The sequence below is a fragment of the Deltaproteobacteria bacterium HGW-Deltaproteobacteria-4 genome (assembly GCA_002841765.1).
GTDB lineage: Bacteria > Desulfobacterota > Desulfuromonadia > Desulfuromonadales > UBA2197 > UBA2197.
This window is the reverse complement of record PHAV01000023.1, coordinates 1-25,066: the sequence shown is the minus strand read 5'-3', so window position 1 is coordinate 25,066 and position 25,066 is coordinate 1. Positions and strand designations below refer to the sequence as shown.

At 57.5% G+C, this 25,066-nt stretch carries 22 protein-coding genes and 1 tRNA gene; 14 read left to right on the top strand and 9 right to left on the bottom strand.

Going from position 1 to position 25,066, the window contains the following annotated elements; all coding sequences use genetic code 11:
* Nucleotides 1-192: 192 nt before the first annotated feature.
* From CVU69_13080 to CVU69_13050, 7 genes are all read left to right on the top strand, one after another.
* A complete protein-coding gene (locus CVU69_13080; protein ID PKN11326.1) occupies nt 193-2,010 on the top strand; it encodes an alpha-2-macroglobulin in 1,818 nt (605 codons plus the stop codon).
* A gap of 177 nt (nt 2,011-2,187) precedes the next feature.
* Nucleotides 2,188-2,697: a hypothetical protein gene (locus CVU69_13075; GenBank protein PKN11325.1), complete on the top strand. Its 510-nt coding sequence runs from the start codon at nt 2,188-2,190 to the stop codon at nt 2,695-2,697.
* 162 nt (nt 2,698-2,859) lie between these two features.
* Nucleotides 2,860-4,254, top strand: coding sequence for an MFS transporter (locus CVU69_13070; protein PKN11324.1), 1,395 nt, complete (start codon nt 2,860-2,862; stop codon nt 4,252-4,254).
* Entirely contained in the window at nt 4,140-5,084 is a 945-nt protein-coding gene (locus CVU69_13065) for a hypothetical protein (protein ID PKN11344.1), read from the top strand. The genes CVU69_13070 and CVU69_13065 overlap by 115 nt, the downstream gene beginning before the upstream one ends.
* Before the next feature lie 130 nt (nt 5,085-5,214).
* Nucleotides 5,215-6,498: an O-acetylhomoserine aminocarboxypropyltransferase gene (locus tag CVU69_13060; protein ID PKN11323.1), complete on the top strand. Its 1,284-nt coding sequence runs from the start codon at nt 5,215-5,217 to the stop codon at nt 6,496-6,498.
* A 135-nt stretch (nt 6,499-6,633) separates the two neighbouring features.
* Nucleotides 6,634-6,969: a hypothetical protein gene (locus CVU69_13055; protein ID PKN11322.1), complete on the top strand. Its 336-nt coding sequence runs from the start codon at nt 6,634-6,636 to the stop codon at nt 6,967-6,969.
* Between the two features lie 46 nt (nt 6,970-7,015).
* Nucleotides 7,016-7,396, top strand: coding sequence for a hypothetical protein (locus CVU69_13050; GenBank protein ID PKN11321.1), 381 nt, complete (start codon nt 7,016-7,018; stop codon nt 7,394-7,396).
* A 77-nt stretch (nt 7,397-7,473) separates the two neighbouring features.
* Here CVU69_13050 and CVU69_13045 read toward each other — a convergent pair whose 3' ends face one another.
* Genes CVU69_13045 through CVU69_13035 form a run of 3 tightly spaced genes read right to left on the bottom strand, consistent with a single transcriptional unit; the run spans nt 7,474 to nt 12,957 of the window.
* A complete protein-coding gene (locus CVU69_13045; protein ID PKN11320.1) occupies nt 7,474-8,619 on the bottom strand; it encodes a general secretion pathway protein GspE in 1,146 nt (381 codons plus the stop codon).
* A 28-nt stretch (nt 8,620-8,647) separates the two neighbouring features.
* Nucleotides 8,648-11,524, bottom strand: a complete 2,877-nt coding sequence (locus tag CVU69_13040) for a hypothetical protein (GenBank protein PKN11319.1) — start codon at nt 11,522-11,524, stop codon at nt 8,648-8,650.
* Nucleotides 11,521-12,957: a peptidase M23 gene (locus CVU69_13035; GenBank protein PKN11318.1), complete on the bottom strand. Its 1,437-nt coding sequence runs from the start codon at nt 12,955-12,957 to the stop codon at nt 11,521-11,523. Before CVU69_13035 ends, CVU69_13040 begins: the two co-directional genes overlap by 4 nt.
* Before the next feature lie 118 nt (nt 12,958-13,075).
* On the opposite strand from CVU69_13035, the gene CVU69_13030 reads away from it, so the two are divergent.
* The 5 genes from CVU69_13030 to CVU69_13010 are packed head-to-tail and all read left to right on the top strand — an operon-like array spanning nt 13,076 to nt 16,349.
* The gene (locus CVU69_13030; protein ID PKN11317.1) at nt 13,076-13,915 is read left to right on the top strand and encodes a diaminopimelate epimerase; all 840 of its coding nucleotides are present in this window, start codon (nt 13,076-13,078) and stop codon (nt 13,913-13,915) included.
* Complete coding sequence (locus tag CVU69_13025; GenBank protein PKN11316.1) at nt 13,912-14,391, top strand: HIT family protein; 480 nt, start codon at nt 13,912-13,914, stop codon at nt 14,389-14,391. The genes CVU69_13030 and CVU69_13025 overlap by 4 nt, the downstream gene beginning before the upstream one ends.
* Nucleotides 14,388-15,044, top strand: coding sequence for a pyrimidine 5'-nucleotidase (locus CVU69_13020; protein ID PKN11315.1), 657 nt, complete (start codon nt 14,388-14,390; stop codon nt 15,042-15,044). Before CVU69_13025 ends, CVU69_13020 begins: the two co-directional genes overlap by 4 nt.
* A gap of 3 nt (nt 15,045-15,047) precedes the next feature.
* Nucleotides 15,048-15,896: a deoxyribonuclease IV gene (locus CVU69_13015; protein ID PKN11314.1), complete on the top strand. Its 849-nt coding sequence runs from the start codon at nt 15,048-15,050 to the stop codon at nt 15,894-15,896.
* A gap of 3 nt (nt 15,897-15,899) precedes the next feature.
* Nucleotides 15,900-16,349 (top strand): D-tyrosyl-tRNA(Tyr) deacylase, encoded by a 450-nt coding sequence (locus tag CVU69_13010; GenBank protein ID PKN11313.1) that lies wholly within the window; start codon nt 15,900-15,902, stop codon nt 16,347-16,349.
* Here CVU69_13010 and CVU69_13005 read toward each other — a convergent pair.
* The 6 genes from CVU69_13005 to CVU69_12980 are packed head-to-tail and all read right to left on the bottom strand — an operon-like array spanning nt 16,346 to nt 24,124.
* Nucleotides 16,346-17,371, bottom strand: coding sequence for a chemotaxis response regulator protein-glutamate methylesterase (locus tag CVU69_13005; GenBank protein PKN11312.1), 1,026 nt, complete (start codon nt 17,369-17,371; stop codon nt 16,346-16,348). The two genes, CVU69_13010 and CVU69_13005, sit on opposite strands and share 4 nt — an antisense overlap.
* Before the next feature lie 9 nt (nt 17,372-17,380).
* Entirely contained in the window at nt 17,381-19,495 is a 2,115-nt protein-coding gene (locus CVU69_13000; GenBank protein PKN11311.1) for a hybrid sensor histidine kinase/response regulator, read from the bottom strand.
* Nucleotides 19,496-21,268, bottom strand: a complete 1,773-nt coding sequence (locus CVU69_12995; GenBank protein ID PKN11310.1) for a methyl-accepting chemotaxis protein — start codon at nt 21,266-21,268, stop codon at nt 19,496-19,498.
* A 51-nt stretch (nt 21,269-21,319) separates the two neighbouring features.
* Nucleotides 21,320-21,877 (bottom strand): hypothetical protein, encoded by a 558-nt coding sequence (locus CVU69_12990; GenBank protein ID PKN11309.1) that lies wholly within the window; start codon nt 21,875-21,877, stop codon nt 21,320-21,322.
* A 23-nt stretch (nt 21,878-21,900) separates the two neighbouring features.
* Nucleotides 21,901-23,739: a hypothetical protein gene (locus tag CVU69_12985; protein ID PKN11308.1), complete on the bottom strand. Its 1,839-nt coding sequence runs from the start codon at nt 23,737-23,739 to the stop codon at nt 21,901-21,903.
* Between the two features lie 16 nt (nt 23,740-23,755).
* Nucleotides 23,756-24,124 (bottom strand): two-component system response regulator, encoded by a 369-nt coding sequence (locus tag CVU69_12980; GenBank protein PKN11307.1) that lies wholly within the window; start codon nt 24,122-24,124, stop codon nt 23,756-23,758.
* A gap of 190 nt (nt 24,125-24,314) precedes the next feature.
* On the opposite strand from CVU69_12980, the gene CVU69_12975 reads away from it, so the two are divergent.
* Together CVU69_12975 and CVU69_12970 are read left to right on the top strand one after the other, a co-directional pair.
* Nucleotides 24,315-24,827 carry a tRNA adenosine(34) deaminase TadA gene (locus CVU69_12975; GenBank protein ID PKN11343.1) on the top strand — a complete coding sequence of 171 codons (513 nt, stop codon included), beginning with the start codon at nt 24,315-24,317 and terminating at the stop codon, nt 24,825-24,827.
* An 11-nt stretch (nt 24,828-24,838) separates the two neighbouring features.
* Nucleotides 24,839-24,926: transfer RNA gene (locus CVU69_12970), tRNA-Ser, on the top strand.
* The last annotated feature ends 140 nt before the right edge of the window (nt 24,927-25,066 follow it).

The following is a 25,066-nucleotide window of genomic DNA, read 5'->3' as shown; positions in this document are numbered from 1 at the left end:
TGCAGTTAGTCTTCGGAATTCTAGAAACGCTTCGCGGCGTAATAGCCGTATCATACTTTGAAGGAAGGAGGAATGCAGGAAGTGCAAGGAGTTATGGCAGTTATGGATGAGGCAAGCAGCTGAATCTGTAACAGTAGTTTTTGACCACACCACACCCGGGTTGGTATTTTCAATCTAATGGAGGATCAAAAGATGAGGAAGGTTTTCGCCGTATTTTGCAGTATCTGTTTGGTCGCTATGACCTTGAGCAGCGTCTCGTTTGCAGGTAAACCTGTTGCCGACAAGACTGCACCAATCACCACGGCATCACCCGTTGCCGGCACCTACACCACCGCCCAGAACGTAACGCTGACTCGTAACGAAGCTGGTACCACCTACTACACCACCAACGGCACCACTCCGACCACGTCTTCCACGGTGTACAGCGCACCAATCAACATTGCCGTTACCACCACCTTGAAGTACTTCTCCAGGGATACGGCCGGCAACACTGAAACCGTTAAAACCGGTCTCTACACTATTGGCAGTGTACCCCCATCCGGCCACGCCGGACTTACCTGGACCGGCTATGGCCTCTGTATTACTTGTCACAGTGCCCAGGCCCAGGCCATGTATCAAAGCGTTCACTATCAGTGGAAAGGCTCTGCTGCTGAAGTCACCACCGGCCCCGCAACCCAGGGCAAGATGGACGCCACCGATGGCTCCAGCGCACTGAACTCTTACTGTATCAATATTCAGGGTAACTGGGGTCCTTGTGGCGCCTGCCACGCCGGTACCGGCGCCAAACCGGTCGCTACTGGCAACCCCTCTTCCGCTCAACTGGCCAGCATCGACTGCCTTATCTGTCACAATGACACGGTCAACGCCCCTTACAGCCGCGTTCGTAACGCCACTACCGGCCTCTTTGAGCCGGCTGCCGGCCTCAACATGAACCTCGTCGCCCAGAAAGCCAACATCAAACCGATTCGCAAGAACTGTCTCGGTTGCCACGCCAAAGCCGGCGGCGGCGATGCCGTCAAGCGCGGCGATATAGCCCTGGCCAATGGCACTACCAGCGACGTCCTTTATGACACCCATATGGCTATGGGTAACGGTGGTAATATTCAGTGTCAGGGCTGCCATACCTTTACTGCTCACCGGGTTGCCGGCCGCGGCAGCGATATCCGTCCCCAGGACAGCACCGTCCAGATGAGCTGTTCCACGACCGCCTGTCACCCGGGCAAAGACAGCATCACCAGCGGTCATACAAGCTATGACACCAACCACCATGTCGGTCGTGTGGCCTGCCAGACCTGCCATCTTCCGAAATATGCCAAAAACGCCGGCGACACCGCCGCTACCGAGGCTACGGAAATCGATCGTACCTGGCAGCACGCTGAATGGAACGCCTCCCTCAACCGTTTCGAGCCGATGCCGACCAAGGCTAACGATCTGATCCCCAAATATGCCTTCTGGAATGGCACCACCTGGGGCAACAACAGCTTTGACAATGCGGTTCTTGATCCTGCGACCGGCGCGTACAAGGTCTCCCGCCCGAACGGCTCCATCGCTGATCCGGTCGGCACCAAACTGTATCCGTTCAAGTACAAGACCGCCACCCAGGCATTGGCTAACGGCAAAATCGTTCCCCTCTCCACCGCCAAGTTCTTCGCCACCGGTCTCTATGATGATGCCGTCCGCGATGGTCTTGTCTATATGGGTCTGTCGAGCTCGACCCCCTATACCACCATTGTTACTGATGAGCTGCAGCTGCTGAACCACCAGATTCCGACCTACGCCGGAAATGTGCTGGCCTGCGCTGACTGCCATGAAAACACCACCCGGATGAATCTACCGGCCATGGGATATACGTTGAAAGGCGCCACGTCAGTGGTTTGCGCACAATGCCACAGGGCAAAAACTCCTGGCAACTACACCAGAATTCATTCGCATATCGCAAAAGGCTACGACTGTTCCTTGTGCCACAACTTCTCCAGACCGGAACGCGGCCTGAAGATGACACCAAACTAATCTTGTAAGTTTTTATAATGTTCATCAGGGGGCGGCTGATAAGGTCGCCCCTTTTTTAATGCCTTGCCAAGGCACATCTAGTGAGGGAAAAATTTATACAGGGCATGAACACTTTTTTGCTATTATTACGTTCGCCAATTAATGAATCACGTTACCCCCCTTAAAGGAGTACATCGCATGCGCTGGCTCACACTGTCCCCCCTTATCCTCACCCTCATCTGCGTTATCTCTGTCATCGGTTATTTGCCTGCAAGCGCCGGGCAACCGCCAGCCATCTTTGTCGTCGAGGTTGCAGATATTGACAAGAGCGGTGATCTGGTGAAGACCTTAAAAGAAAAGGGGATCAGCGCCGTAATTTTCCCGAAAAATAGTCGGATAGAGAATGCCCAGATCAACCGGGTGATCTGGCTCGGCAAGAACGTTCCCCTGGAAATTGCGCGCATAACCATCCGGGAGGCTTTAATCTTCAACCCCTATATCTGCTTCATCCATCTGGTGGGAGACCGGGGTGAAAAACCACCTGAGAAAGTCAATAACACGATTCATGTCGGCGGCAGTGAAGAGGCCGCTTTGGCCATGAAGCTCGCTGTGATCCCGGCCAAAGAACTGCAGCAGATCCTCGACCAGGCTGAGACCATTGAAGAGCTGCATCGATTCATCCGCGCAAAGAACGGTGTCAAGCCGTAGCAGTCTGGAGCTTATTTGTGATTTTGATATGAAGAAGACAAAAAGCCTGCGAGTGCAGGCTTTTTGTCTGTGACGCGACGGTCTGCTTCTCCTTCCCCCCATCGCCAAAATCGGCTAAGCTGTCGCACCTGCTTCCCCAGCCTCAACCGGCAAAGGCCAACCATGCTGCCCCCTGTCTCCCGCTCCGCCACTCTCCTCGTCGTCTGCGTCGCCCACTTCCTCATGCCTTTCATGATGTCGGCGGTGGGGGTGGCCCTGCCCGCCATCGGTCGCGACTTCGCGGCGACGGCGTTGCAGCTCGGATTGGTCGAGACCACCTACGTCCTCTCTTCTTCAATCTTCCTCCTTGCCATGGGGCGGCTGGGCGATATCCACGGCCGGCGCCGTATCTTCGTTTACGGGATTGTTGTCTTCACCGTCGGCTGCGGCCTGCTGTCGCAGTCCTGGTCGATCGAATCCCTCATTGTCTTCCGTTTCCTGCAGGGGATCGGCGGTTCGATGATCATGGCGACGACCATGGCCATTGTTGTGGCGGTCTTCCCGCCGGAAGAACGCGGCAAGGCGCTTGGTATCGCCGTAGCCAGCGTTTATGCCGGTATCTCCTGCGGCCCATTCCTTGGCGGTATCCTCGTCACCACCTGGGGCTGGCGTTCGATCTTTTATCTCAGCGTCCCTTTGGGCCTCCTCACTCTGCTGATCACCAGCATCAAGTTGCGCGGCGAATGGGCCGACGCCCGCGGCGAACCCTTTGACTGGAAGGGGGGACTGGTCTACGCCGGCGCCATTTTGCTCTTGATCGCCGGTGCCTCCAACCTCAACCATGGGCTCGGGGCTTTTGCGCTGATGCTTTCCGGGATGCTCGGCATTGTCCTCTTTCTTTATATCGAGTCGTGCACCACGTATCCTCTCCTCAATATGGTCCTGCTGCGCGACAATCGCGTCTTTGCCCTCTCCAACTTGGCGGCGCTCCTCAATTATGCTGCCACCTTCGGTGTCACTTTCTTTTTCAGCCTTTATCTGCAATACGTCAAGGGGATGAACGCCCGTGAGGCCGGCTTGATTCTCATTGTCCAGCCGCTGCTGCAGACGCTCCTCTCTCCGTTGTGCGGGCGGCTGGCGGATCGTTATCCGGCATCAAAGGTCGCCACCATCGGCATGGCCCTCTGCGCCCTTGGCCTTGGCTTGGCCGCCAGCGTCGACGCCGCTACACCGCTCTCCTTAATCATGGCGACGCTGGCTCTGCTCGGGACAGGTTTTGCCCTCTTCTCTTCTCCCAATACCAGCGTTATCATGGGGAGTGTCGAGCCCCGCTATCTTGGCGTTGCTTCCAGTCTCGGAGCGAGCATGCGTACCCTGGGGATGATGACGAGCATGATGATTATTACCGTGATCTTTTCGATCTTTATGGCCGATGCCGCGGTGACGGAAGCGACCCTGCCGCAATTTCTGCGCAGTATGCAGCTGGCGCTCTGGATCTTTTGCGCTCTCTGCGGTATCGGCATGGTCTTTTCGGCGGCGCGGTTGCGGCCGTCTTTGAGGAAGGAAAGTGGAATTTGAATCTGTTTCGCTTGTTGACCTTGTCTCTGCTTCTGTTCTTATTGGTGAAGATCCCGCCCGCGGCCGGCGCGACTGCTGCTCATGAAAGAACGTCGAAGGATTGGCGGGTCTCAATCGGCAGTGGATTGCTGGTGGCCCCGGCCTTTACCGGCGCCCGCGATTACAGTCTGTTACTGGTGCCGGATCTGCGGGTGACCTACAAGGAGCTCTTCTTTGCCAATGTCAGGGATGGCATCGGCTATGCTCTTCTCCATAATGGGGGCTGGCGCGCCGGCCCGGTCGTGACTTATGCCTTTGCACGGGAGGAAGAGGAGGGAGGGTCGATTTTTCAGGTTGCCGGGAGCCATAACGATGCGTTACAGGGGCTGGGTGACGTCGACGGAACGGTCTCTCTGGGCGGATTTGTCGAATATTCCTTGTCGCCTTACAAGCTGCGGCTGCACCTGCAGCAGGGGATCACCGGTCATCAGGGGGTGGTCGGCGAGTTGAAGGTCAGCTATGGCGGGGCCCTGACTTATAACGGCCCGCCGCTGATCTATGCTTTCGGCCCGCACATCAAGTTCGGCGATCAACGCTATCTCAATGCTTATTGGGGCATTACTCCCGAGCAGTCAATGCGCAGTGGCCTGGAGACTTACTCCGCCGATGCCGGGCTGATCGCCTACGGTCTCAACGGCTTTGCACGCTTGCCGCTCACCGGGTCTCTTTCCGCGTCGCTGCTGATCGGATTCGATCGTCTCGCACCGCCGGTGGCCGATTCGCCGCTGATCCGGGTGCGCGGGGCGGAAAATCAAGTGATGGGGGGTCTCTTCATCAGTTACGGTTTCTAATGGGGGCTCTGCTAAGCAGTAGACAGGAAGCCGGATTGGTTTTAATATGCCCCCGCTGTTTCTGAAAGAACCTGGGCGAAACTGTCAAGAACATCGATTGACCTTCCCATATAACAAAAGGAGAGAACACATGAATCCGAACTGGAAAATTGACACCATTGCCGTGCAGGGCGGCTACGAGCCGAAATCGGGGGAGCCGCGCATCCTGCCGATCATTCAGAGCACCACATTCAAATATGACAGCGCCGAGCATGTCACCAAGCTCTTTGATCTCGAAGAGGCCGGTTTCTTCTATACTCGTCTCGCCAACCCGACCAGCGATGCCTTCGAACGCAAGATTGCCCAGATGGAAGGGGGTGTCGGCGCCATGGCCACCTCCTCCGGCCAGGCGGCAACCACGCTGGCAATTCTCAATATCTGCCAATCCGGTCAGCACGTGGTGGCGGCGAGTACCCTTTATGGTGGCACCTACAACCTCTTTGCCGTCACCCTGCCGAAGATGGGGATCGAGGTCACCTTTGTCGATCCTGAGGCTTCAGCGGATGAGATCAAAAAGGCCTTCCGCCCGACGACGCGTTGCCTCTTCGCCGAGACCATCGGCAACCCGGTCCTCAACGTCCTCGATTTTGCCAAGTTCGCCAGCGTCGCCAACGAGATGCAGGCGCCGCTGATTATCGACAACACTTTCGGCACCCCCTTCCTTTGCCGTCCCTTCGAGCATGGCGCCCACATCGTCATCCACTCTGCCACCAAGTATATCGACGGTCACGCCACCAGCGTCGGTGGTGTCATTGTCGATGGCGGTACCTTCGACTGGGGATGCGGCCGCTTTCCGGAGATGATCGTTCCGGACGAAAGTTACCACGGCATCGAGTATGTCAAGACCTTCGGGCCGATGGCCTACATCATCAAGGCCCGCGTTCAGCTGATGCGCGATATCGGGGCGACGCCTGCACCCCTCAATGCTTTTCTCTTTAATCTTGGACTCGAAACCCTGCATCTGCGCATGCAGCGTCACAGCGATAACGCTCTGGCCGTCGCCACATTTCTGGAAAATCATCCGCTGGTGAGCTGGACCCGTTATCCCGGCCTTGCCAGTCATCCCACCCACGACAGGGCGCTCAAGTACCTCCCCAAGGGGTGCAGCGGCGTCCTCACCTTCGGCATCAAGGGCGGGGCGGAAGCTGGCCGCAAATTCATGGAAGCGACACGCCTGATCGCGCTCGTCGTTCACGTCGGCGACGCCCGCAGCTGCGTCCTCCACCCGGCCAGTACCACGCATCGTCAGCTCTCGGAAGAACAGCTCAAATCGAGCGGCATCACCCCTGACCTCATCCGCCTCTCGGTCGGCATCGAGGATGCCGGCGACATCATCGCCGATATCGACCAGGCGTTGTACGCCAGCCAGAAGTAGCTTTAAACTTGCACATTGTACGGACAATGAGAGGTGTTGCTGTCGTCTTCGGTGTCGCGACCGATTGACTTATGAGAATTTTGACCTATCTTATTTTTATCGACTTTTATTTTTTCCATCGAAAGGGGTTCTGCCATGTCCGGAAAATTCGAGTTAAAGAAGTCAAAAGACGGGCACTTTCTGTTTAACCTCAAGGCGGCGAACGGATTGATCATCTTGACAAGTGAAATTTACATGCAGAAAGCGAGCGCCGAGAACGGCATCGATTCGGTCCGGAAAAATGTGCTCAGGGAAGGTGCTTTTGAGACCAAGACGAACGTCAAGGGTGAACCTTTTTTTATCTTGAAGGCGACAAATGGCCAGGAAATCGGGCGAAGCGAGAACTACTCGTCAAAAGCTGCTCTGGAAAATGGCATTGAGTCGGTAAAAAAGAATGCTCCTGACGCGAAGGTCGAAGATGTCACGGGTTAGATTTTGGTCTTAACCGGGCGCAGCACAAAGACGAGGAGGAAACCAAATGGAACTACTTCAGATGTTGACACAGCAACTCGGAGTTTCAGAAGACCAAGCCAAGGGAGGGGCGGGATTGATCTTCACATTAGCCAAGGAAAAACTGGATGCAGGAGAGTTCAGTCAGGTCGCTGGCGCTGTCCCCGGAATTGAGGGTCTTATTGCTGCGGCACCGAAGCCGGGCGGCATCGCCGGAGCCTTAAGCGGTTTGGCTTCATCGTTAGCCGGCGGCAGTCATCTCGGCAATCTCGCCGCGATTGCCGCTGGATTTAAGGGTCTCAACATGGACTCCGGCATGATCAGCAAGTTCATCCCTGTCGTGCTCTCCTTCGTTCAGTCAAAGGGGGGCGACTCAGTCAAGGGGATTCTTAGTAAAATCCTGAAATAGATAGACGTTTTTAGAGATTCGCTTGATCCGAGGCGGCCGGAAATGGCCGCCTCATTCTTGATGCTCCGTCAATCTCCCTACATACTAACGATCTTGTTCTTCAACACCAGGATTTCAAAGGCCATGGCCGCCTTGAGGGTGATCTTCTGCAGTTCGAAGAGTTTCTCTGCCAACTCCTCCCCCTTGCCGTCAACATAGATAATGCCGACCACCCGCCCCATCATCAGCAGGGGGACGAGAAGGGCGGTTTGCGGAACGCGGCCGCCAATCTCCTGGAGGAACATCGAGTTGAAGGGGGTACGGGGGATCGGACCGAGGAGAAAGGAGCTGGTCTCGGTGACGGTCTTGAGGATGGAGGGTTCATCGAGGGGGAATTGTGCCAGCTTGAATTCGGGGAGGTCCTGCCCGTCGACACTCGCTTTCCAGCCGTGCGCGGCATTGCCGCGCACCAGGAAGAGGGCGACCCGGGCATATTCATGGGAAAGATAAGATGCGATGCTGTCGAGCACATCGTCGCGATCGCGGGCATCGGCAAGATAAAGAGACAGCGTTTCGCTGTCGAGAATCTCTTCGAGGGGTGCTATCTCAACAAGGTCTTCACTGGAGTCGACATCCGGCAGCGCGAGGTCGAGATCATCATCTTTTGGCGATATCACTTGCGGAGCAGCAGTGACCGCCGGCGTCAAGGTCGGCGGTGTTACTGCCTCTACTGGGACGGCGGGGGGGGCCGGACGCTTTGTTGCCAGCTTTTTGGTGACGTGTATGTAGCGCCGGTCGCGGCCGATGTTGTAATGCTTTTCAAGGGCAATAATAAGGCGGACCTCGGCGGCAACGACCGGCTTGATGATCAGTCCGGTCCGGAAGGCAAGGTCGTCGATAAGATTAAAGTTGGACGGATCGGGCATGAGCAGGGTCAGGCGCCGCCCTTCCAGTTTGAGCGGAATGACGCTGTGCTGTTCGACCAGTTCGCGGGGGAGGAGGGCGAGGACTTGTGGCTCGACGTTCATCACCTCTTCGACAGTAGGCGTCGGCACGTGGAATTGCTGACTTAAGACCCGAGCGATCTCGTCTTCTTCCAAGATCCCCATTTCAATGAGGTTGGTGCCGAGTTTGCCCCCGAAGATCACCTGATATTTCAGGGCTTCATCGAGCTGCGCCGTGTTCACCAAGCCTTTCTGCAGTAGCAGGTCGCCCAAACGTGTCGCCATCTTGTCGCTCTCCATTCTGCTGATGATCTGTTAGTACTGCAGTTTATCCGAAAATATCACCACAATCAAAGCGGCGGAAATATTCCTGCCGGCACCAGTGCTCAATACTGACCAAAGCGTTGAACGCTTCGGCAAAGTTGCTGCGGCCGATGGTGAAGACGCCATGGCCGTAGACTATCGCCTGGCCACTGGCGTTGATGACCGGCGGCACCCGCCGTGCCAGGCCGCCGGCGCCGATTTCGCCAGCGACGATCGGCACACCGTTGAGCCAGCGGACCTGCGGACAATCGCGCCAGCAATCGCTGATCGGGCAATCCTTCTCCCCGGCGCAGAGCATGCTCAGGGCAACGGCAAAGCGGGGGTGGCCATGCAATATCGTCTTAGCGGCGGTGGCAGTGTAAATCCCCTGATGCGCGGCGAGTTCACTCGACGCCACCAGTCCAAGAGTGGTGCTGTTGTCGAAGGGGACCGGGTCGATAGCGCCGCGCAGGGCATCGAGGCTGGAAGCGGTCGCCGAAATAAAGACGTCGTTACCAAGGCGGCAGGAGATGTTGCCGAAGAAGGAGTCGACGAGGTGGCGTTCGACGGTGTAGCGGCCGACGCGGATCATCTCTTCTTCGATGGTTGTCGCATCAAGCAGAGGGCCGGGGTGAAAGACGAGGCCGTCGGCGTGCGGTTCGGTGCAGCTGGCAGCGCGAAAGGCGGCGAAGACTCCGGCTTCTTCCGGGAGGAGAAAGCCGTTCGTCAGTACGTCGAGGAGATATTTGATGAAGAGCGCATGCCAAAGGGAGGAGGCATTGACATAAGCCTGCTCAATGGTCAGGGCCCCGGCCGCGCAAATAATGCCGCCGTCGAGAATCACCCCTTTGCGACTCCCGAGGGCGGCGGTGACGGTGGCCGGATCGAAGGGGCCGCGCAAAAGGGGGATTTCATGGAGGAAGGTGCGGGTTTCGCTGTCGCGCGGCACGATGGCCGTTGCCTGCGGGGTTCGACGCAGCAGGAAATCGGCAAAGGGCCAGGGTGGTTCGAGCAGGCAGAGGGCGCTGGCGTTGCTGTGCTGAAGGATGGACCGCCCCTTGTCGACCAGATCGGTGGCACCGACGGCGCAGGGAGAATCGTCCTGCGCGAAGAGGGCGATGCGGTCGCGGCGTCCGATCCCTTCGGCGACGAGTTTGGCGGCGTAATGGTGCAGGGAAGGAAGAAGGGCTGCACTGTCATTATTGCGGGGCGTAAGCAGTAAAGGGCTCGCCGGGCTCTGCAAGCGCAGATAGCGCTGTAACTCGACTTCCCCCTCTCCATGATCGAGCGGTGGAGGAGGGGAGGGATGGCCTTCTCTCTGGACAGGAGTAAAGAGGCGCACCGGCAGGGCCGCCATGCCGACAGGGAAGGGGGTACGGGGCGGCCGGGATGCTTCCTTTGCGAGGGTTTGTGCCCCTAGTGCCCCGAGGTCGGCAGCGCTACAGCGCTGGCCACTGCAGGCGGCATAAAGCGCGGCGGCTTCTTCAAGGCCGGCGGCGTAAAGGAGGTGGCGGCAGAGGCCGAGGCTGTCGAAGGCGGCCACCGTTTGGGCATTAGTGTGGACGAGGCGCGCCTTGCCGCCCCAGGAAAGAGGGTCGACCGGCACCGGCTTGCGTAGCAGTTCGGCAATGAGCGTCAGAGCATTCTCCCCCTGTCCGGAGACATCGACCGCATGAGAAAGAGCGAGTCCGCACAAACCTCGCGGGTCAAGGGGGGCGAGTTCGAGGTTGCGGACCGTCATTGCCACTTCGGGGCGGTCAGATTGCGCTGCATAGCGGGCGGCACCGTCAGCCAGGAGCTCCCCTTCGCCGTCGCGGCTGGCGATGGCTCGCAGCAACCCTTCAAGCTCGTCGACCTGCAGCGGACTCTGGCGAATTTCGCTGCGGGCCGCGAGTACACCCGCCAGGGAGACGGGATCGAGGCCGAGACGATTGCACGCAGAGTTCACGGTGCGGATGGCGGCGAGATCCGGGAGATGGAGGAGTGCCCCGAAAGCGGCGAGGGTGAAGAAGTCAGGGAGGGCCGCTCCGGTTTTATCCCGGCGCTTGCAGGCGATGGGGCAGCCTGCGCAGCCGAAGCCGCGGCTGGGACCGGCGGCAGTCAGGGCGGCGGCATTGAAGGCCGTCGCTTCTGTCGGGAAGGTGGCGGAAAAATTTTGGGTCGGGAGCAGGCCGCGGCGTGCGGCCAGATCGATCAGTGCCGCTTCGCCGAAAGGGACGAAGCCGACCGGACCGGCAAGGAGGGGGGAGGCGCGCAACAGGCGTTGCAGATCGGCGCAGGCCGTCGTAAACGCCTGCGGTTCGGCCACTTCAAAGGGACCGTCCCCGGTGACAATGATCGCTTTGAGTCGCTTCCTCCCGAGAACGGCACCGGGGCCGCCGCGGCCAAAGAGATTGCCATCACCGGCATGGAGTCCGGCAAAGCGGACACCGTTTTCTCCGGCGGGGCCGATGGTCAGTACGCCACTCCCCTCCCGCCCGAGGGCGTGCGCCGTGGCATCGGCGTCTTTCCCCCACCAGGAACGACCCTCGACGAGTCGTCCACCCTGCGCATCGATATACAGCAGGACCGGCGTCGAACTTTCTCCTTTAATGACGACTGCGGCAAAACCGGCGCGTTGCAGGGAAAGGAAGAGGGGGCCCCCCTCGTTGACGCTGGAGATCGTTCCGGTCAGGGGGGAGGTAAAGACCATACAGCCGCGATTTGCAGCCGGAGCGCCGCTGCCGCAAAGGGCGCCGGGGGCAATGACAAAGGCATTATCGCTGGCAGCGGTGGTGCCGAGGAGGTACACCGCAAGGGCGCGACCGCCAAGCGCCCCGATTTGTTGCGCTGGCGACAGGGGGAGGACAACGGCACTCCCGGCTGTGAGATCGATTTCAAGAAGGCGGTGGTTGTCGGTCATCCTCCCCCCGGCCGGGGCGGCTCCGCGGAAATGCTGGTCATATTCGTCGGGATCGTCGCCAGTTTGGCAAGGAGGGGGGGCTGCAGGGCACGAAACGATGCCATCGCTGCCCGGCTGATCGGTTCCCCGGGGGTTGTCGGAATTTTGGCGGGATTAACCGGGGCGCCGTTGCGGGTCATGCGATAGCAAAGGTGCGGTCCGGTGGCAAGGCCGGTGCTGCCGACGTAGCCGATAACCTCCCCCTGCTTGACCCGTTTCCCCTGGCGCATCCCCTTGGCAAAGCGGCTCATGTGCAGATACATGGTTGCCAGACCGCCGGCATGCTGCAACTTGATATAGTTGCCGTTGCCGGCACTGCGGCCAATCTGGATAATGGTAGCATCGCCGACCGCCATGATCGGCGTCCCGGTCGGTGCAGCATAATCGATGGCCGGATGGGCGCGCCAGGTTTTGGCAATGGGGTGGAAGCGGCGCATGGTGAAGCCGGAACTGACCCGACTGAAGGGGAGGGGGGCGCGCAGCAGCGCTTTGCGCAGACTCTTGCCGTTGCTGTCGTAGAAAGCCGGTTTTTTCTTGCCGTCCTGAAAGCGGAAGGCGTGATAGGTCTTACCGTCGTTGCTGAACTCGGCGGCGAGGATCTTGCCGTAACCGTTCGGTTGGCCGTCACGCAGTCGTCGTTCGACGACGACGCGGAAGGTGTCCCCTTGGCGAATATCGCGGATAAAATCGATGTCGCTGGCAAAGATATCGGCAAGGATGATGGCGAGGCCTTCTTCTTCACCGATGGCGGTCATCGCCGCAAAGAGGCTGTCAGTGATGGTGCCTCCGACCGTATGCTCCGTATAGGTGTAAGGGATTTCCACCCGCGCCGATATCGCTGTGCCGGCAGGAGGACGGCTGACTACCAGTTGATAGTCACTGTTAATGTCGTGGACAAAGCGCTGCAACTGGCCGTCGAAGAGGGTGAGCTTCCACTCATGCCCGGCGGTGAGGGTGGTGACCGCCAAACCGTGAATCTCCTGGGAAGAGAGGTAGGGCGCCAGGATCGTTGACAGGGTTTCACCGGAACGGACGACACCGGTGAGGGTCCGTTCGCGGGATGGGGGCAGAATGGTGATCGTCGGGGATTCCACCACCACCGGCGGTGGTTTTACCAGCGGCAAGGCGGCAAGGATAGCAACAATCAGGACGATGACCGTGAGGGCGCCCCAGATGACTTTGCGGGACAGAATGCGGCTCAAGGGGGCGGAGCTGTGCAGTGTCTGGCGGCGGCGCAGGGCCGGTCGTTTCAAGGCGGAAAGGTGTGCTGTCAACCGTTCCCGCAGGCGCAGGCGGCGCAGGGAATGAAGGACATTTCGCGGCAGTATTTTTTTGATCACGAGTACTCCGTAGCGGGACATGAAAGGTTGAAAGGATTCGTATCCTAACAGCATCAAGACGTCACTGTCCAGAGCGTGGCGCTGAAATTGTCGCGGGTTGTTCTTGTGACAGATTCCTTCTTGCCGTATAATCGACCAGCTCAACGAGCAAAACCGGGAAGGATTTTAGAGTATGAAATTCGTCAAGATGCACGGCGCCGGCAACGATTATGTCTATATCGATGGTTTCCAGGAGTCGATCAACGATCCGGCGGCCCTGGCCATTGAGGTTAGTAACCGCAACTTCGCTATCGGGTCGGACGGGCTGATTCTCATCCTCCCGTCGACGCTGGCCGATGTGAAGATGCGCATGTTCAACAGTGACGGCAGTGAAGCGGAGATGTGTGGCAACGGCGTGCGCTGTGTTGCCAAGTATGCTTATGATCATGGCCTGGTGTCGAAAGAGGTCATCAGCGTCGAGACCGGTGCCGGAGTTCTGACCTTGCAGCTTTATCCCAACGCCGCGGGGCGGGTCGACAAGGTGCGGGTAAACATGGGCCGGCCGCGTCTGACCCGGGGGGAAATCCCCCTCACTGGCGATCCGGCTACGCCGGTGGTCAACGTCCCCTTGACCATTCTCGATCAGGCCTTTGCCATCACCTGTGTCTCCATGGGGAATCCGCACTGCGTCATCTTTGTCGACGATGTCGCAAATTTTCCGGTCGAAAAGTACGGATCGTTGATCGAACAGCATCCCCTCTTCCCGAAGCGCACCAACGTCGAGTTTGTCGAAGTGCGCTCCCGCCGCGAAGTCCGCCAGCGCACCTGGGAGCGGGGAGCGGGGGAGACCCTCGCTTGCGGTACAGGCGCTTCAGCGGTCGTCGTTGCCGGTGTTCTTACCGGCCGCACCGGGCGCGTTATCAAGAACATTCTTTCCGGCGGCGAACTGGAGATGGAGTGGAGTGAAGCTGGCGAGGTTTATATGACCGGTCCGGCGGTGGAAGTCTTCAGCGGGGAGTACCACCCGCAATGAGTGGCGCCAATGATGTCATCCGCAGCGAAGCGCCGGCGTATTACCATGGGCCGGTGGACAATTGCCTCATGTGCCGGAAATGGCAGGAGGATGTTGATCTTCGCATCGTTGAACTCGATTACTGTTATGTCGTCCTCAACCGTGACCAGTTCTTTGCCGGCTACTGCTTCGTCTTGACCAAGGCGCATGTCTCCGAACTCTTCCACCTTGATGTCGAGAGCCGGCAGGGGATCATCGAGGAGGTCAACCGCGTTGCCGTTGCTTTGCATCGGGCCTTCTCCCCGACTAAAATCAATTACGAGCTTCTCGGCAATATGGTGCCGCACATGCATTGGCACATCGTTCCTCGTTTTAGTGACGATCCCCTCTGGCCGAAACCGATCTGGAGTGAAGCGCACATTGAAAAGTTTCTGGCTCCGCAAGAATATACCGCGCGGATTGCGCTGATTCGTGCCGCGCTTTGTGTGAATCAATGACCCTGGTCCCGGCAGCACCGCAGATCATCCTTTTCGATCTTGACAACACTCTCTACGCGCCGGAGTACGATCTCTTCTCCCTCATCGACTGCCGCATCAATCGTTTCATGGAGGAGGTCGTCGGCATCGCCGCCGATGATGTCGATCCGCTGCGCCGTTATTACTGGCAGGAATATGGTGTCACCTTGCAGGGGTTGATCCGTCATTTTGACGTTGACCCTGAAGCGTACCTCCATTATGTCCACGATGTCGATGTCACCTCCCGGCTGGTGGCCGATCCCGGGCTGGCGACTATCCTTGCCGCTCTGCCGCAGCGCAAAGTGGTCTTTACCAACGGCTCTTCCGCCCACGCTGAACGGGTCCTCGCCGCGCTGGGAATTCGTCAGGAATTTGAAGCAATTTTTGATATCCGCATTGCCAATTATCTGCCGAAACCGTTTTTTGCCCCCTATGAGGAGATCGTCACCCAACTCGGGACATCGCCACAGTCCTGTGTGATGATCGAGGATGTCGCCAAGAACCTGGCGCCGGCGAAGACTCTGGGCATGGCAACGATTCTGGTCGGCGGCAGCGATGAACTCCCTCCCTATGTCGATCTGCGCATCGACACCATCCATGAAATCAGTGCTGCCCTGCAGCTCCTTCAGGAGTAAACTATGCTACTCGGCGTTCATGTCTCCATTGCCGGCGGTTTTGATAAAGCTGTCGAACGCGGCAATGCCCTCGGCTGCACGGCCATTCAGATCTTTACCAAGAATGCCAGTCAGTGGCGGAGCAAGGCGATCACGGCGGCAGAAGCAGAGGCCTTCAAGGCCGCCCTTGCCCGCAGCCCTATACAGACCGTCATCGCCCACGATAGTTATCTGATTAACCTGGCCGCCCCACCGGGTGAGAATCGTGACAAGTCTCTGGCCGCATTCGCTGATGAAATGCAGCGCTGCGCCACCCTTGGTGTCCCTTATCTGGTTATGCACCCCGGCGCCCATCTCGGCGCCGGCGTCGAGGTCGGTCTTGAACGGATCAGCGCCGCCTTTACGGAAATTTTTCAATCGGCGCCGGAGGGGGTGACGGTTCTTCTCGAAAATACCGCCGGCCAGGGGACCTATCTCGGCAGTCGCTTTGAGGAGTTGGCGGAGATTGTCGAACGGACACCGACCGGTCGTTTTGGGATTTGCTTCGACACCTGTCATGCTTTTGCCGCCGGCTACGATATTGCCGACGCCAAGGGTTACGCTGCGGTGATGAGCGATTTTGAACGGATTCTCGGCTGCGAACAGCTACACCTTTTCCATCTCAACGACAGTCGTAAAGGGCTGGCCAGCCACGTTGACCGGCACGAAGGGATCGGTAGCGGTGCCCTCGGTCTCGAGGCTTTCCGGGCAGTCATGACCGATCCCCGTTTTGCCGATATCCCGAAGATTCTCGAAACGCCGAAGGGGGAGGACGAAATCAGCGGCGATGTCGCGAACCTTGCGATCCTCCGCCGTTTGACGGCAGAGGGTTAAACGATGCGGTCAGTGGTGCAGCGAGTCACTTCGGCGCGGGTGGTGGTGGCCGAAAGTACGGTCGCCGAGATCCGTCAGGGACTGATGGTTCTCCTCGGGGTCGAGAAGGAAGATACAGAGGAGGATGCCCGTTACCTGGCCGGGAAGATTGCCGGGCTACGGATTTTTGAAGATGAGTCGGGGAAGATGAACCTTTCGGTACAGGAAACAGGCGGGGAGATATTGGTCGTCAGTCAATTTACTCTGCTCGGTGATTGTCGCCAAGGACGCCGTCCCGGCTTTTCCGCTGCAGCGTCGCCGGAAGAAGCGGATCGCCTCTATCTCTTTTTTTGCGAGCTGCTGCGCCAATGCCGCCTGAATGTGGCCACCGGCATCTTTCGTGCCGACATGGACGTCCATCTCGTCAACCATGGCCCGGTCACCTTTATCCTCGACAGCCGCAAGCGTAATTAGCAGAGCTGTCGTATGATCGCTGCGGCGATTTGGACAGCGGGCTGGACTTCCCGCACCCCTCCCAGTTCCAACGCGATTTTGGGCATGCCGTAAACGGCGCAGGTCGCTTCATCCTGAGCGATCGTATACGCCCCCCCCTTTTTGAGGGCCAATAACCCTTCCGCACCATCTTTTCCCATTCCGGTCAATAGTGCCGCAACTACCGAAGCTGGATTCTCTCTGGCCAAAGAGGAAAAAAGATTGTCGATTGACGGCCGGCAGCCATTGACCTGCGGTGCATTGGTCAGGACGATGCGGCCTTTGTGTACCTCCATATGTTGATCGCACGGTGCCACCAGAGCGACGCCGCGGTCGAGCGTGTCCCCCTCTTTGGCAATGCGGACATGATAGGCGCTCTCGGCATTCAGCCATTCGGCAAAACCGGCGGCAAAGCCGCTGGCGATATGCTGGACAATGACGATGCTGGCTTCCCGGTCCACCGGGAGCTCCTTGAGAATCTTCATCACCACTTTCGGCCCGCCGGTCGAGGCGCCGATGGCGATAATGGAGCGGCAGGTGGTTAAAACCGGGGGCAAGGGGGCGGTCACGGTTTTTCTTTGCGGCGAGCGGAAGTGGTGGATGACCCGGACCCGGCTGAGAGTGTGAATCTGTGCGAGGAGAGTGCTGGCAAAAGTGTCCCAGGCAGCGCCGGAGAGTCCCTCGGGTTTGCGCATGACATCGAGGGCGCCGAGGCGAATAGCGTTGAAGGCATTGCTTTGCTCGCCCGCCGCACTGTCGGACGAAAGGATGAGAATCGGCAGGGCAGAGACCTTCATGATCTCCTGGACCGCGGTCAGTCCGTCCATGACCGGCATCATCACGTCCATGATGAGGAGGTCCGGTCGGAGTTGGGTGGTTTTTTCTACGGCCTGTCGCCCGTCATAAGCTTCACCGACCACGCTGATTTGCGGGTCTTGAGCAAGCAGATCTTTGAGGATACTCAAAGTCAGGAAGGAGTCGTCGGCAAGGAGAACACGAATCATAATAAAGGATTATCCAATCAAGGTTTCAACAGTTTCAAGCAGGGAGCCCTGATCGAAATTTCCTTTGACAATATACGCCTGCGCTCCGGCTTTCAACCCCAAACGTTTGTCTTCGTCTGTCGCCAGGGATGAGACGATAATCACCGGTGTCCCCTTGGTCCGATCGTTGCGCCGCACCGCTGCGGTTAATTCAAAGCCGGTCATCCCCGGCATCTCGACATCCGAAACGATAAGATCGTAGTCCCCTTCGGTGAGGCGTTGCAGAGCGTCCGGCCCGGAGCAGGCGACCGTGACGCGATAACCGTGCGCTTCCAGGATATTCTTTTCCATGGTGCGCGTGGTGATCGAGTCATCGACGACCAGTATCCGCCCTTTCGCTGCCCGGCGGCGCCCTTCTTCGTGCGCCTGCCGCAAGGTTGTGCTCCCCTGGCTGCGGCCGGAATTGAAGAGGTCCGGGGCGGCGAGGATCAGGACCGGAGAGCCATCCCCCATGATCGTCACCCCGGAGAAGAATTCCACCCGCTTGAGTTGCTTTCCCATCCCCTTGACGATCATCTCCTTGACGCCGTACGAATGACTGACCAGGCAGGCGAGCTGCCGTTCGCGACTGGAAATGACCAGAACGGTCTGCTTCTCCCCGCTGTCAGGTTTGTCGTCCGCAAGGCCAAGGACCTCGGCCAGAGAAATGATCGGGATACTGCGGCCATGCACCCGCACCATCTCACGTCCCCCTTCGCTGATGACGTCGGCGGCATCGATGCGCAGGATTTCGCTGACATAATGGAGGGGGACGGCCAGGGTGGTGCCGGCGCAGTCAAAGAGAAGACCGCTGATCATCGCCATGGTCAAGGGTAATTGCAGGCGCATCTGGGTGCCGCGTCCATGCACTGAACTGATGATGATATCCCCCTTGACCTTGTCGAGACTGTTCTTGACGACATCCATCCCCACGCCGCGTCCGGAGATGTCGGTGATGTAGTCCCGCGTCGTGAAGCCGGGCCGCAGGATCAGGTAGGCGGCTTCTTCGTCACTGGTCTGGGCCGCCTGTTCTGCGCTAAGGAGACCGCGTTCGACCGCCTTGCTGCGCACCTGCACAGGGTCGATCCCCCGCCCGTCATCACTGAGCGTCAGGCAGACGTAACCGGATTCATAGCGTGCGACAAGATCGACTTTTCCGGTCGGGTTCTTGCCAGCCAGAAGGCGTTCATCAGCCGATTCAAGACCGTGATCGACGGCGTTTCGCAGCATGTGCAGCAGGACCGGTTTGAGGATTTCCAGCATCATCCGGTCGAGTTCGACCTGGGCGCCACTGATGGACAGGTTTAACTCTTTGCCCTGTTCGCGGGCCAGGCCCCGCGCCATGTGACCGAGATCGTCGGTAATTGTCGAAAGGGGCAGCATGCGCAACTCCATAGCACTGTGGTGCAGTTCTTGCGTCAGATAAGAGAGATTGCCGAGATCGCCATCGAGGGCCGTTGTCAGGGTGGCCAGGCGCCCCTGGATATCCCGTAAAGAGCGGACGTTTTCTGCGCGCTTCAGTTGGCGCACAAACTGTTCGAGTTCGCGGGTGAGGCCGCGAAGTTCTCTGCCCCGTTCTTCAAAGGCATGGCGGGTGATGGCGACTTCACCGAGATGGTTGATGATCTGGTCGAGTTGCTCAACGTCGGCGCGCACCGTAAGCATTGCCAGAGGAAGGGCTTCGACCGGGGGGGCGGCACTAACCAGCGGCGTGATATCGGCGGTGGTCAGTGCCGCGCCGGAGCGCAGTGCGGCGACCAGGGCATCGAGGGAAAGGTCAACGCTCTCTCCGGAGAGCGCATATTTGGTCAGTGTGTCCAGAGCTTCCGTGGCATAAGCCAAAAGATCGATGAGCGTTGGCGTCAAGGGCCGCTTCCCTTGCTCGATTTCGCCGAAGAGATCTTCCATAACATGGGAGATACGTCCGATATCATCAAGTTCGAGCATCATCGCCGAGCCCTTGATGGTGTGGGCACTGCGTAACAGATCATGAATGCGCGCGGCGGAAAATCCTTCATCCTTGAGGATCAGCAGGCCGTTGCGCAGCGCTGCCAAATGTTCTTTTGCCTCTTTGACAAAGAGATCGATGTATTTCCGCGTCTTCACCTAGACCTCTTCTGCGACCAGAGATTGAAGACGCTCAGCCAATGCTGTCAATTCGGCAATCGCCTGGGTCGTCTCTTTGCTGCTCACCGCCACCTGGGCGGCGACATCCCGCACTTCGGCAATCGTCTCAGCCATCTGCTCGCTGGCCGTCGTCTGTTGTTGCGTGGAGAACTTGATCTCGCGCGCCGCTGCGGACGTTTCATGGACCATGCGACTGATCTCTTGCAGCGCAGCGGCGACGCGCGCCACCAGTTCGCTGGCGCGGTCGACTCCCTTGCTCCCCTCTTCGGTGAGCATAATCGTGCCATTGGTCGCTTTCTGGATGGCATTGACGAGATTTTTGATCTGACCGGTAGCATCGGCGGTTCGCTCCGCCAGCCTTTTAACTTCATTGGCGACGATCGAGAAACGTTTTCCTGCTTCGCCGGCACCGGCCGCCTCGATCGCGGCATTGAGGGCAAGGAGATTGGTCTGGTCAGAAATTTCATCGATGATATCGACGATGCCGCCGATCTTCTGTGAATCTTCGCCGAGTTGCAGCATTGCCTGCGCCACCGATTCGATCCTGGTCTTGAGTTCGCCCATGCCGGTCATGGCGTTGTCAGCTTCGTTCCGCCCGACCTGCCCGGCGGCATTCGCCTGCTGCGCCTGCGATTCGACGAGGATGGCATTCTCGGCAACCTGACGGGCGGTGACGGCAATCTCTTCCGAAGTGGTCGTTGCCTGCTGTACGGCTGAAGCCTGGCCACTCGCCCCGGCTGCCTGCTGCGCCGAGATCGCCATTATTTCGCTGGCACTGGAAGAAAGCTGCTGGATCGCCTCCTTGACACTTTCGATGAGCCGTTCACTCTTTTCGACTTCGCTGCGCAGGTTGCGGACAATGACCTGCGTCATCTTGTTGAAAGCACTCGCCAACTTGCCGATTTCATCGTCGCTCTTGATGTCGATGGTTTCATTGAGGTGGCCGGCGGCAATGCGGTCGGCGACGACGGTCAGTTCCTTAAGGGGGCGGACCAGGCGGGTGACGACAAAAGCAATGGTCACGGTCGAAAAGAGCAGAATCATTCCCATGCCAATGAGGATATCATTGCGCAAGGAGGTGACGGCAGCATCGATCCGTGTCATTGAATAGCCGATGCGGAAGCCGCCCCAATGCTTGCCGTTGACATAGACCGGGGCGCTGATGTCCCACATCGTCTCACCGGTATCGCGTTTGTAAATTTGACGGAGGATCTTGTTGTTGTCGGCGCCGGTGTATTTGCCTGCGGCCAGTCCAACCGGATCATCAAAGATCCGCTTGGTGCGGTTGCCAACCTGGTCTTTTGCGTCATCGCCGCTCAAGGAGAGGGAATACTTACTGTTGTGAACCGGCAGATAACCGTTTTTGTCGACAAGCACGGCAAAGACCACGGCATCATCTTCTTCGACCAGAGTATCCTGCGTCCGCAGGATCGCTTGATCGAGATAGCTGTCATATTCAGTATGGTATTTCGGAATGGCGGCTCCGGCCAGAGGGCCCTCAACGATCTTGCGATAGTTGGTGTCAAAGACCTGGGCTTCGGTCAGGCGCCCGCTATTGATCGCCTGCTCCAACACCTGGCGCATGGTTGCTGCTCCAAAGATTGCCATTGTCCGACCACGCAGGAGCATGTCGGCTTCGAGGACTGCCGTCCGCTGGCGGATCAACACGGTCGCAAAGATGCCGCAAACGACAACGAGGACAGCGGTTAATGAGGCAACGATCTTCATCGAAATACTGTTTTTTAAATTCATTTTTCGATCCTTTGCTGGCGAATCAATGTGTAACGAAATGGGGGGGGCGGGTCAGAGCACTTCGGAAACGATTTCAACGACGAGTTCCGGTCGATCGAGGAGGCGCTCCAGGTCAAGGAGGAGGAGTGTCCCACTCCCGTAAGGGGCTCGACCGCTCAGGACTTCACTCCCGAGACCGGGGAGATTTATCTGGAGCGGTTCAATGCTGTCCAGGGGAATCGCTGCAATTCCTTTGACGCCATCGGTACACAGGGCGGTTGTCAGGCCGACCGCTTCGACGACAATGACCTGAGAACGGGGTGCAACAGCTTGCCGGGGGAGACCAAGGAGAGGACGTAGGTCGGTGATGGCGTGAATTTCCCCGCGCAGATTAAAGAGGCCGAGAAAGTGTGCGGGCAGTCGAGGCACCGGCACAAAGCGCGGCAAACGCAGCACTTCCCGGGAAAAACGGCTTTCGATGCCGTAAAGCTCATTGCCAAGGGCAAAAATTACGTAGTCACGCGTTATGGTGACAAATTCTTCTTCGCCGATCTCAACTGCCCGTCGGTAGTCATCGCGCATCTCTTCGAGAATTCCGCGGATATCGTATCTTTCTGTTGTTGGTTTCATGAGGTTGTCCTTTGCCCGCAGTGTCACTTCTCCAGCTGTTTAAGTTCTGCGCCGCAGCGCTCAAGGAGTCCGGTAACCGTCCAGTCCTTGGCGTCAGCGATGGTCTCTTTCCCCCCCATCTTTGTCAGGAGGCGCACGGTCGTCTGCAGAGATCGCAACGCCTCGGTCTTGCGTCCGGTCCGGCGATAGACGTGAGCAAGATGGTAGTGGGCCATGACCGCTTTAAGGTCGAGCAGGATAACGCGTTGAAAATCTTCGATCGCCGCCAGGCTTCGTCCCTGTTGGTCGTGAATCAGTCCCCGCAGAAAGTAAGCACGGGAAGAAAGATCATCCGAATGCAAAATCTGCTGGCACAGGGAGAAGGCTTCATCAAGACGACCTTGGTCGGCAAGGGAGAATCCCTGATCAAGCAACTGGTTGACGGTGCCCATTGGCGGGGTGATGCTGGCCGAACTTTTTAGTGACAGTGTTTTACTGTTTACTTTATCGGTGGTAATTATGCCACTTGTTTCTTTCACTTTATGGGCAATAGAAGGGAATATCTGTCTATAATTATCTGTTTTTTCGAATAAAATAAACTGTGGTTTATTTTCATTTTCATCCTGAGCAGCATTGTCCTGCTCCGCACGGTCTATTTCTTCTTCGCCACCGGCACGGTAATAGGTGCCGCCGTGGTGTTGGTAGCGTACAAAGTCAAGAAACCCTGTTCCCAGGGTTTCCGCATGTCCTAAAAAGAGGTAGCCGCCGGGGCGTAAGGCGCGGCGCAGGCGACCTACCACCGCCCGAACCGTTTCCGGGCGAAAGTAAATCATGACGTTGCGGCAGAAGATCAGATCGCATTCAGTGGTCCCATTCTTCGGATCCGGGTAGGTCTCACTCTGCAGATTCAGGAAACCAAAGCGAGTCAGTAAACGGAGGCGTTCAGCCACAGTCCAACCCTTTGTGTCTTTGCTAAACCACTTCGCCAAAAGTCCAGGGGGCACATTGCGCAGGGTGCGTTCCTGGAAATTTCCTTGTCGTGCGACCGCCAGAGACTGATGGCTGATATCGGTGCCGAGCACGCTGATGTCCCAGTCTGCAAGTTGTGGAAAATGATCGAGAAGAGTGATGGCCAGAGAGTAAACCTCCTCTCCTGTCGAACAGCCCGCCGACCAGATACGCAAGCGGCGCGACGTCTGGTTGCGTTTGATCAGTTCGGGGATAACTTGCTTAATAAGTGCTGTAAAATGGGGGTCAAAGCGAAAGAAGGAAGTCTCGCCAATAGTCAGGAGGGCAACCAGTTTTTTAAATTCCTGCCGACTATCGAGAAAATTCTGCAGGGAGGAGAAGTAAGCGGCTACTGACGGCGCAGCAACAACACGCATGCGTCTCTGGATGCCGCGTTCAAGGGTCTTGCGATTGCGCCGGTCGAAATGGAGTCCGCACTTTTCGGAAAAAAAATTGGAGAATTCCTCAATTTCTGAATCGGTCGGGGGGAGGGACGCCGGGGCATGCGAACGGGCGGCGGAGCGCAGATAGTCGATATCCTCCCCCAGACGGACGGCGTCGATGGGGAGTGTGAGTATGTCGAAAATTTCCGCAAACTCAAATTCCCGGCCCGTACCGTCCACCACGGCAATGATCGGCAGCTCCGTGGGGAGGCGGCGCATAAAGGTATGGGCCGCTAGGGCCGGCTCCGTAAGGTCAATTATGCAAAAGTCGGCACGCAGTTCCTGCAAAGCTAAAGGAGAAAGGGAGTTGTCGACCGGGATGATTTGGCATTTTTGGGTAATGAGGGGGGGGGCAATAACCGGAATAAAAGTATTTATGTCACCAAAGACCGCCACTCGCAGTGAGATCTGCACCGTTGTTTTTAGCGGCATCGAATGCTCCAAGGGATCAACCGATAACCATCTGGAGTACTGCCCGCAGTTGCTTCTCTTTGAAGGGCTTGGTCAGCCAAGTCGAAGCTCCGGCCTTCTTTGCTTCTTCGAGTTTGGCGGCGTCTCCTTCTGCCGTCAAAACGACAATCGGTACAAATTTGCAGCTGGTCATCTTTTTCGCTTCACGCACAAAGGCCGTGCCGTCAAGGACGGGCATGGAAAGATCAGTAATAATTAAATCAAACTTTGTTTTTTTAACCAGCTCAAGCCCTGCATAACCATCGACCGCTTCCACGACATTATAGCCGGCATCCGTGAGCATATCTTCAAGAATGGCGCGCATGGAAGCTGAGTCATCAATAATTAAGATTGTTTTTTTAGCCATTTTACACCCTTCAAATCATGTTTTACAGTTACAGTATCTGAGCGTTTAATGAACGTCAAGGCAAGATTTTTATAAAAAAAATCTTGTCTTTGTCGAAACGGTCATGCTAAAAATCTTTTTCTCTGACCATCTGATGCATGTCTTGATTGTCGCACTGACTTCAGCGGATGGATCGCACAAGAAGACCTCCATGACGACCGTGGTCGAGACCGTTGACAACTTGTTTATGCGCGAAGCTCTCAGGCTGGCGCAGTTGGCACAGTCACTCGGTGAGGTGCCGATCGGTGCGGTTCTTGTTCATGCCGGCCAGATTATCGGGCAGGGCTACAATCTGCGGGAGATCAGTCAGGATCCTACGACTCACGCCGAGATGGTCGCTATTCGCCAGGCTGCCATAAGTCTGGGCTCTTGGCGGCTATTGGATTGCACCCTTTATGTCACCCTTGAACCGTGTGTGATGTGTATGGGGGCAATTATTCTGGCGAGAATTCCGCGTCTTGTTTACGGCTGTCGTGATCCGCGCGTCGGGGCAGCTGGCTCGATTTATAACTTTGCTGGTGATGAACGTTTTAATCATCGTGTCGAAACGACTGAAGGAATTCTCGGCGGGGAATGCAGCACCCTTTTGAGTCAGTTTTTTCAAAAACTCCGTGCCGCAAAAAGATTAGAACGGATGCGCCCTAACGACGACTCCGTTTGTTAAAAACCTCTTGAGGAGAGGTGTCCGAGTGGTCGAAGGTGACAGACTCGAAATCTGTTGTACAGCAATGTACCGAGGGTTCGAATCCCTCCCTCTCCTCCAGTTAAAACAAGGGCTTAGCCGTAAATGGCTAGGCCCTTTTCTTTTGGTGCGCCCGGCAGGGCGCGTGGCGTGTAAGCGCCATCGATTCAGCTATGGTGGCTGAATCGCGACTTGGTGGTGAAAGTCCTCTATCGGCCCGG

What these genes read in the sequence shown, in the direction of transcription:
- CVU69_13025 (PKN11316.1), top strand. Translation starts at nt 13,912, where the DNA reads ATGAGTGGCGCCAATGATGTCATCCGCAGCGAAGCGCCGGCGTATTAC.
- CVU69_13020 (PKN11315.1), top strand. Translation starts at nt 14,388, where the DNA reads ATGACCCTGGTCCCGGCAGCACCGCAGATCATCCTTTTCGATCTTGAC.
- CVU69_13050 (PKN11321.1), top strand. Translation starts at nt 7,016, where the DNA reads ATGGAACTACTTCAGATGTTGACACAGCAACTCGGAGTTTCAGAAGAC.
- CVU69_13075 (PKN11325.1), top strand. Translation starts at nt 2,188, where the DNA reads ATGCGCTGGCTCACACTGTCCCCCCTTATCCTCACCCTCATCTGCGTT.
- CVU69_13060 (PKN11323.1), top strand. Translation starts at nt 5,215, where the DNA reads ATGAATCCGAACTGGAAAATTGACACCATTGCCGTGCAGGGCGGCTAC.
- CVU69_12985 (PKN11308.1), bottom strand. Translation starts at nt 23,739, where the DNA reads ATGCCGCTAAAAACAACGGTGCAGATCTCACTGCGAGTGGCGGTCTTT.
- CVU69_13005 (PKN11312.1), bottom strand. Translation starts at nt 17,371, where the DNA reads ATGATTCGTGTTCTCCTTGCCGACGACTCCTTCCTGACTTTGAGTATC.
- CVU69_12975 (PKN11343.1), top strand. Translation starts at nt 24,315, where the DNA reads ATGACGACCGTGGTCGAGACCGTTGACAACTTGTTTATGCGCGAAGCT.
- CVU69_13080 (PKN11326.1), top strand. Translation starts at nt 193, where the DNA reads ATGAGGAAGGTTTTCGCCGTATTTTGCAGTATCTGTTTGGTCGCTATG.
- CVU69_12990 (PKN11309.1), bottom strand. Translation starts at nt 21,877, where the DNA reads ATGAAACCAACAACAGAAAGATACGATATCCGCGGAATTCTCGAAGAG.
- CVU69_12980 (PKN11307.1), bottom strand. Translation starts at nt 24,124, where the DNA reads ATGGCTAAAAAAACAATCTTAATTATTGATGACTCAGCTTCCATGCGC.
- CVU69_13040 (PKN11319.1), bottom strand. Translation starts at nt 11,524, where the DNA reads ATGACCGACAACCACCGCCTTCTTGAAATCGATCTCACAGCCGGGAGT.
- CVU69_13055 (PKN11322.1), top strand. Translation starts at nt 6,634, where the DNA reads ATGTCCGGAAAATTCGAGTTAAAGAAGTCAAAAGACGGGCACTTTCTG.
- CVU69_13070 (PKN11324.1), top strand. Translation starts at nt 2,860, where the DNA reads ATGCTGCCCCCTGTCTCCCGCTCCGCCACTCTCCTCGTCGTCTGCGTC.
- CVU69_13045 (PKN11320.1), bottom strand. Translation starts at nt 8,619, where the DNA reads ATGGAGAGCGACAAGATGGCGACACGTTTGGGCGACCTGCTACTGCAG.
- CVU69_13010 (PKN11313.1), top strand. Translation starts at nt 15,900, where the DNA reads ATGCGGTCAGTGGTGCAGCGAGTCACTTCGGCGCGGGTGGTGGTGGCC.
- CVU69_13030 (PKN11317.1), top strand. Translation starts at nt 13,076, where the DNA reads ATGAAATTCGTCAAGATGCACGGCGCCGGCAACGATTATGTCTATATC.
- CVU69_12995 (PKN11310.1), bottom strand. Translation starts at nt 21,268, where the DNA reads ATGAATTTAAAAAACAGTATTTCGATGAAGATCGTTGCCTCATTAACC.
- CVU69_13035 (PKN11318.1), bottom strand. Translation starts at nt 12,957, where the DNA reads ATGCTGTTAGGATACGAATCCTTTCAACCTTTCATGTCCCGCTACGGA.
- CVU69_13015 (PKN11314.1), top strand. Translation starts at nt 15,048, where the DNA reads ATGCTACTCGGCGTTCATGTCTCCATTGCCGGCGGTTTTGATAAAGCT.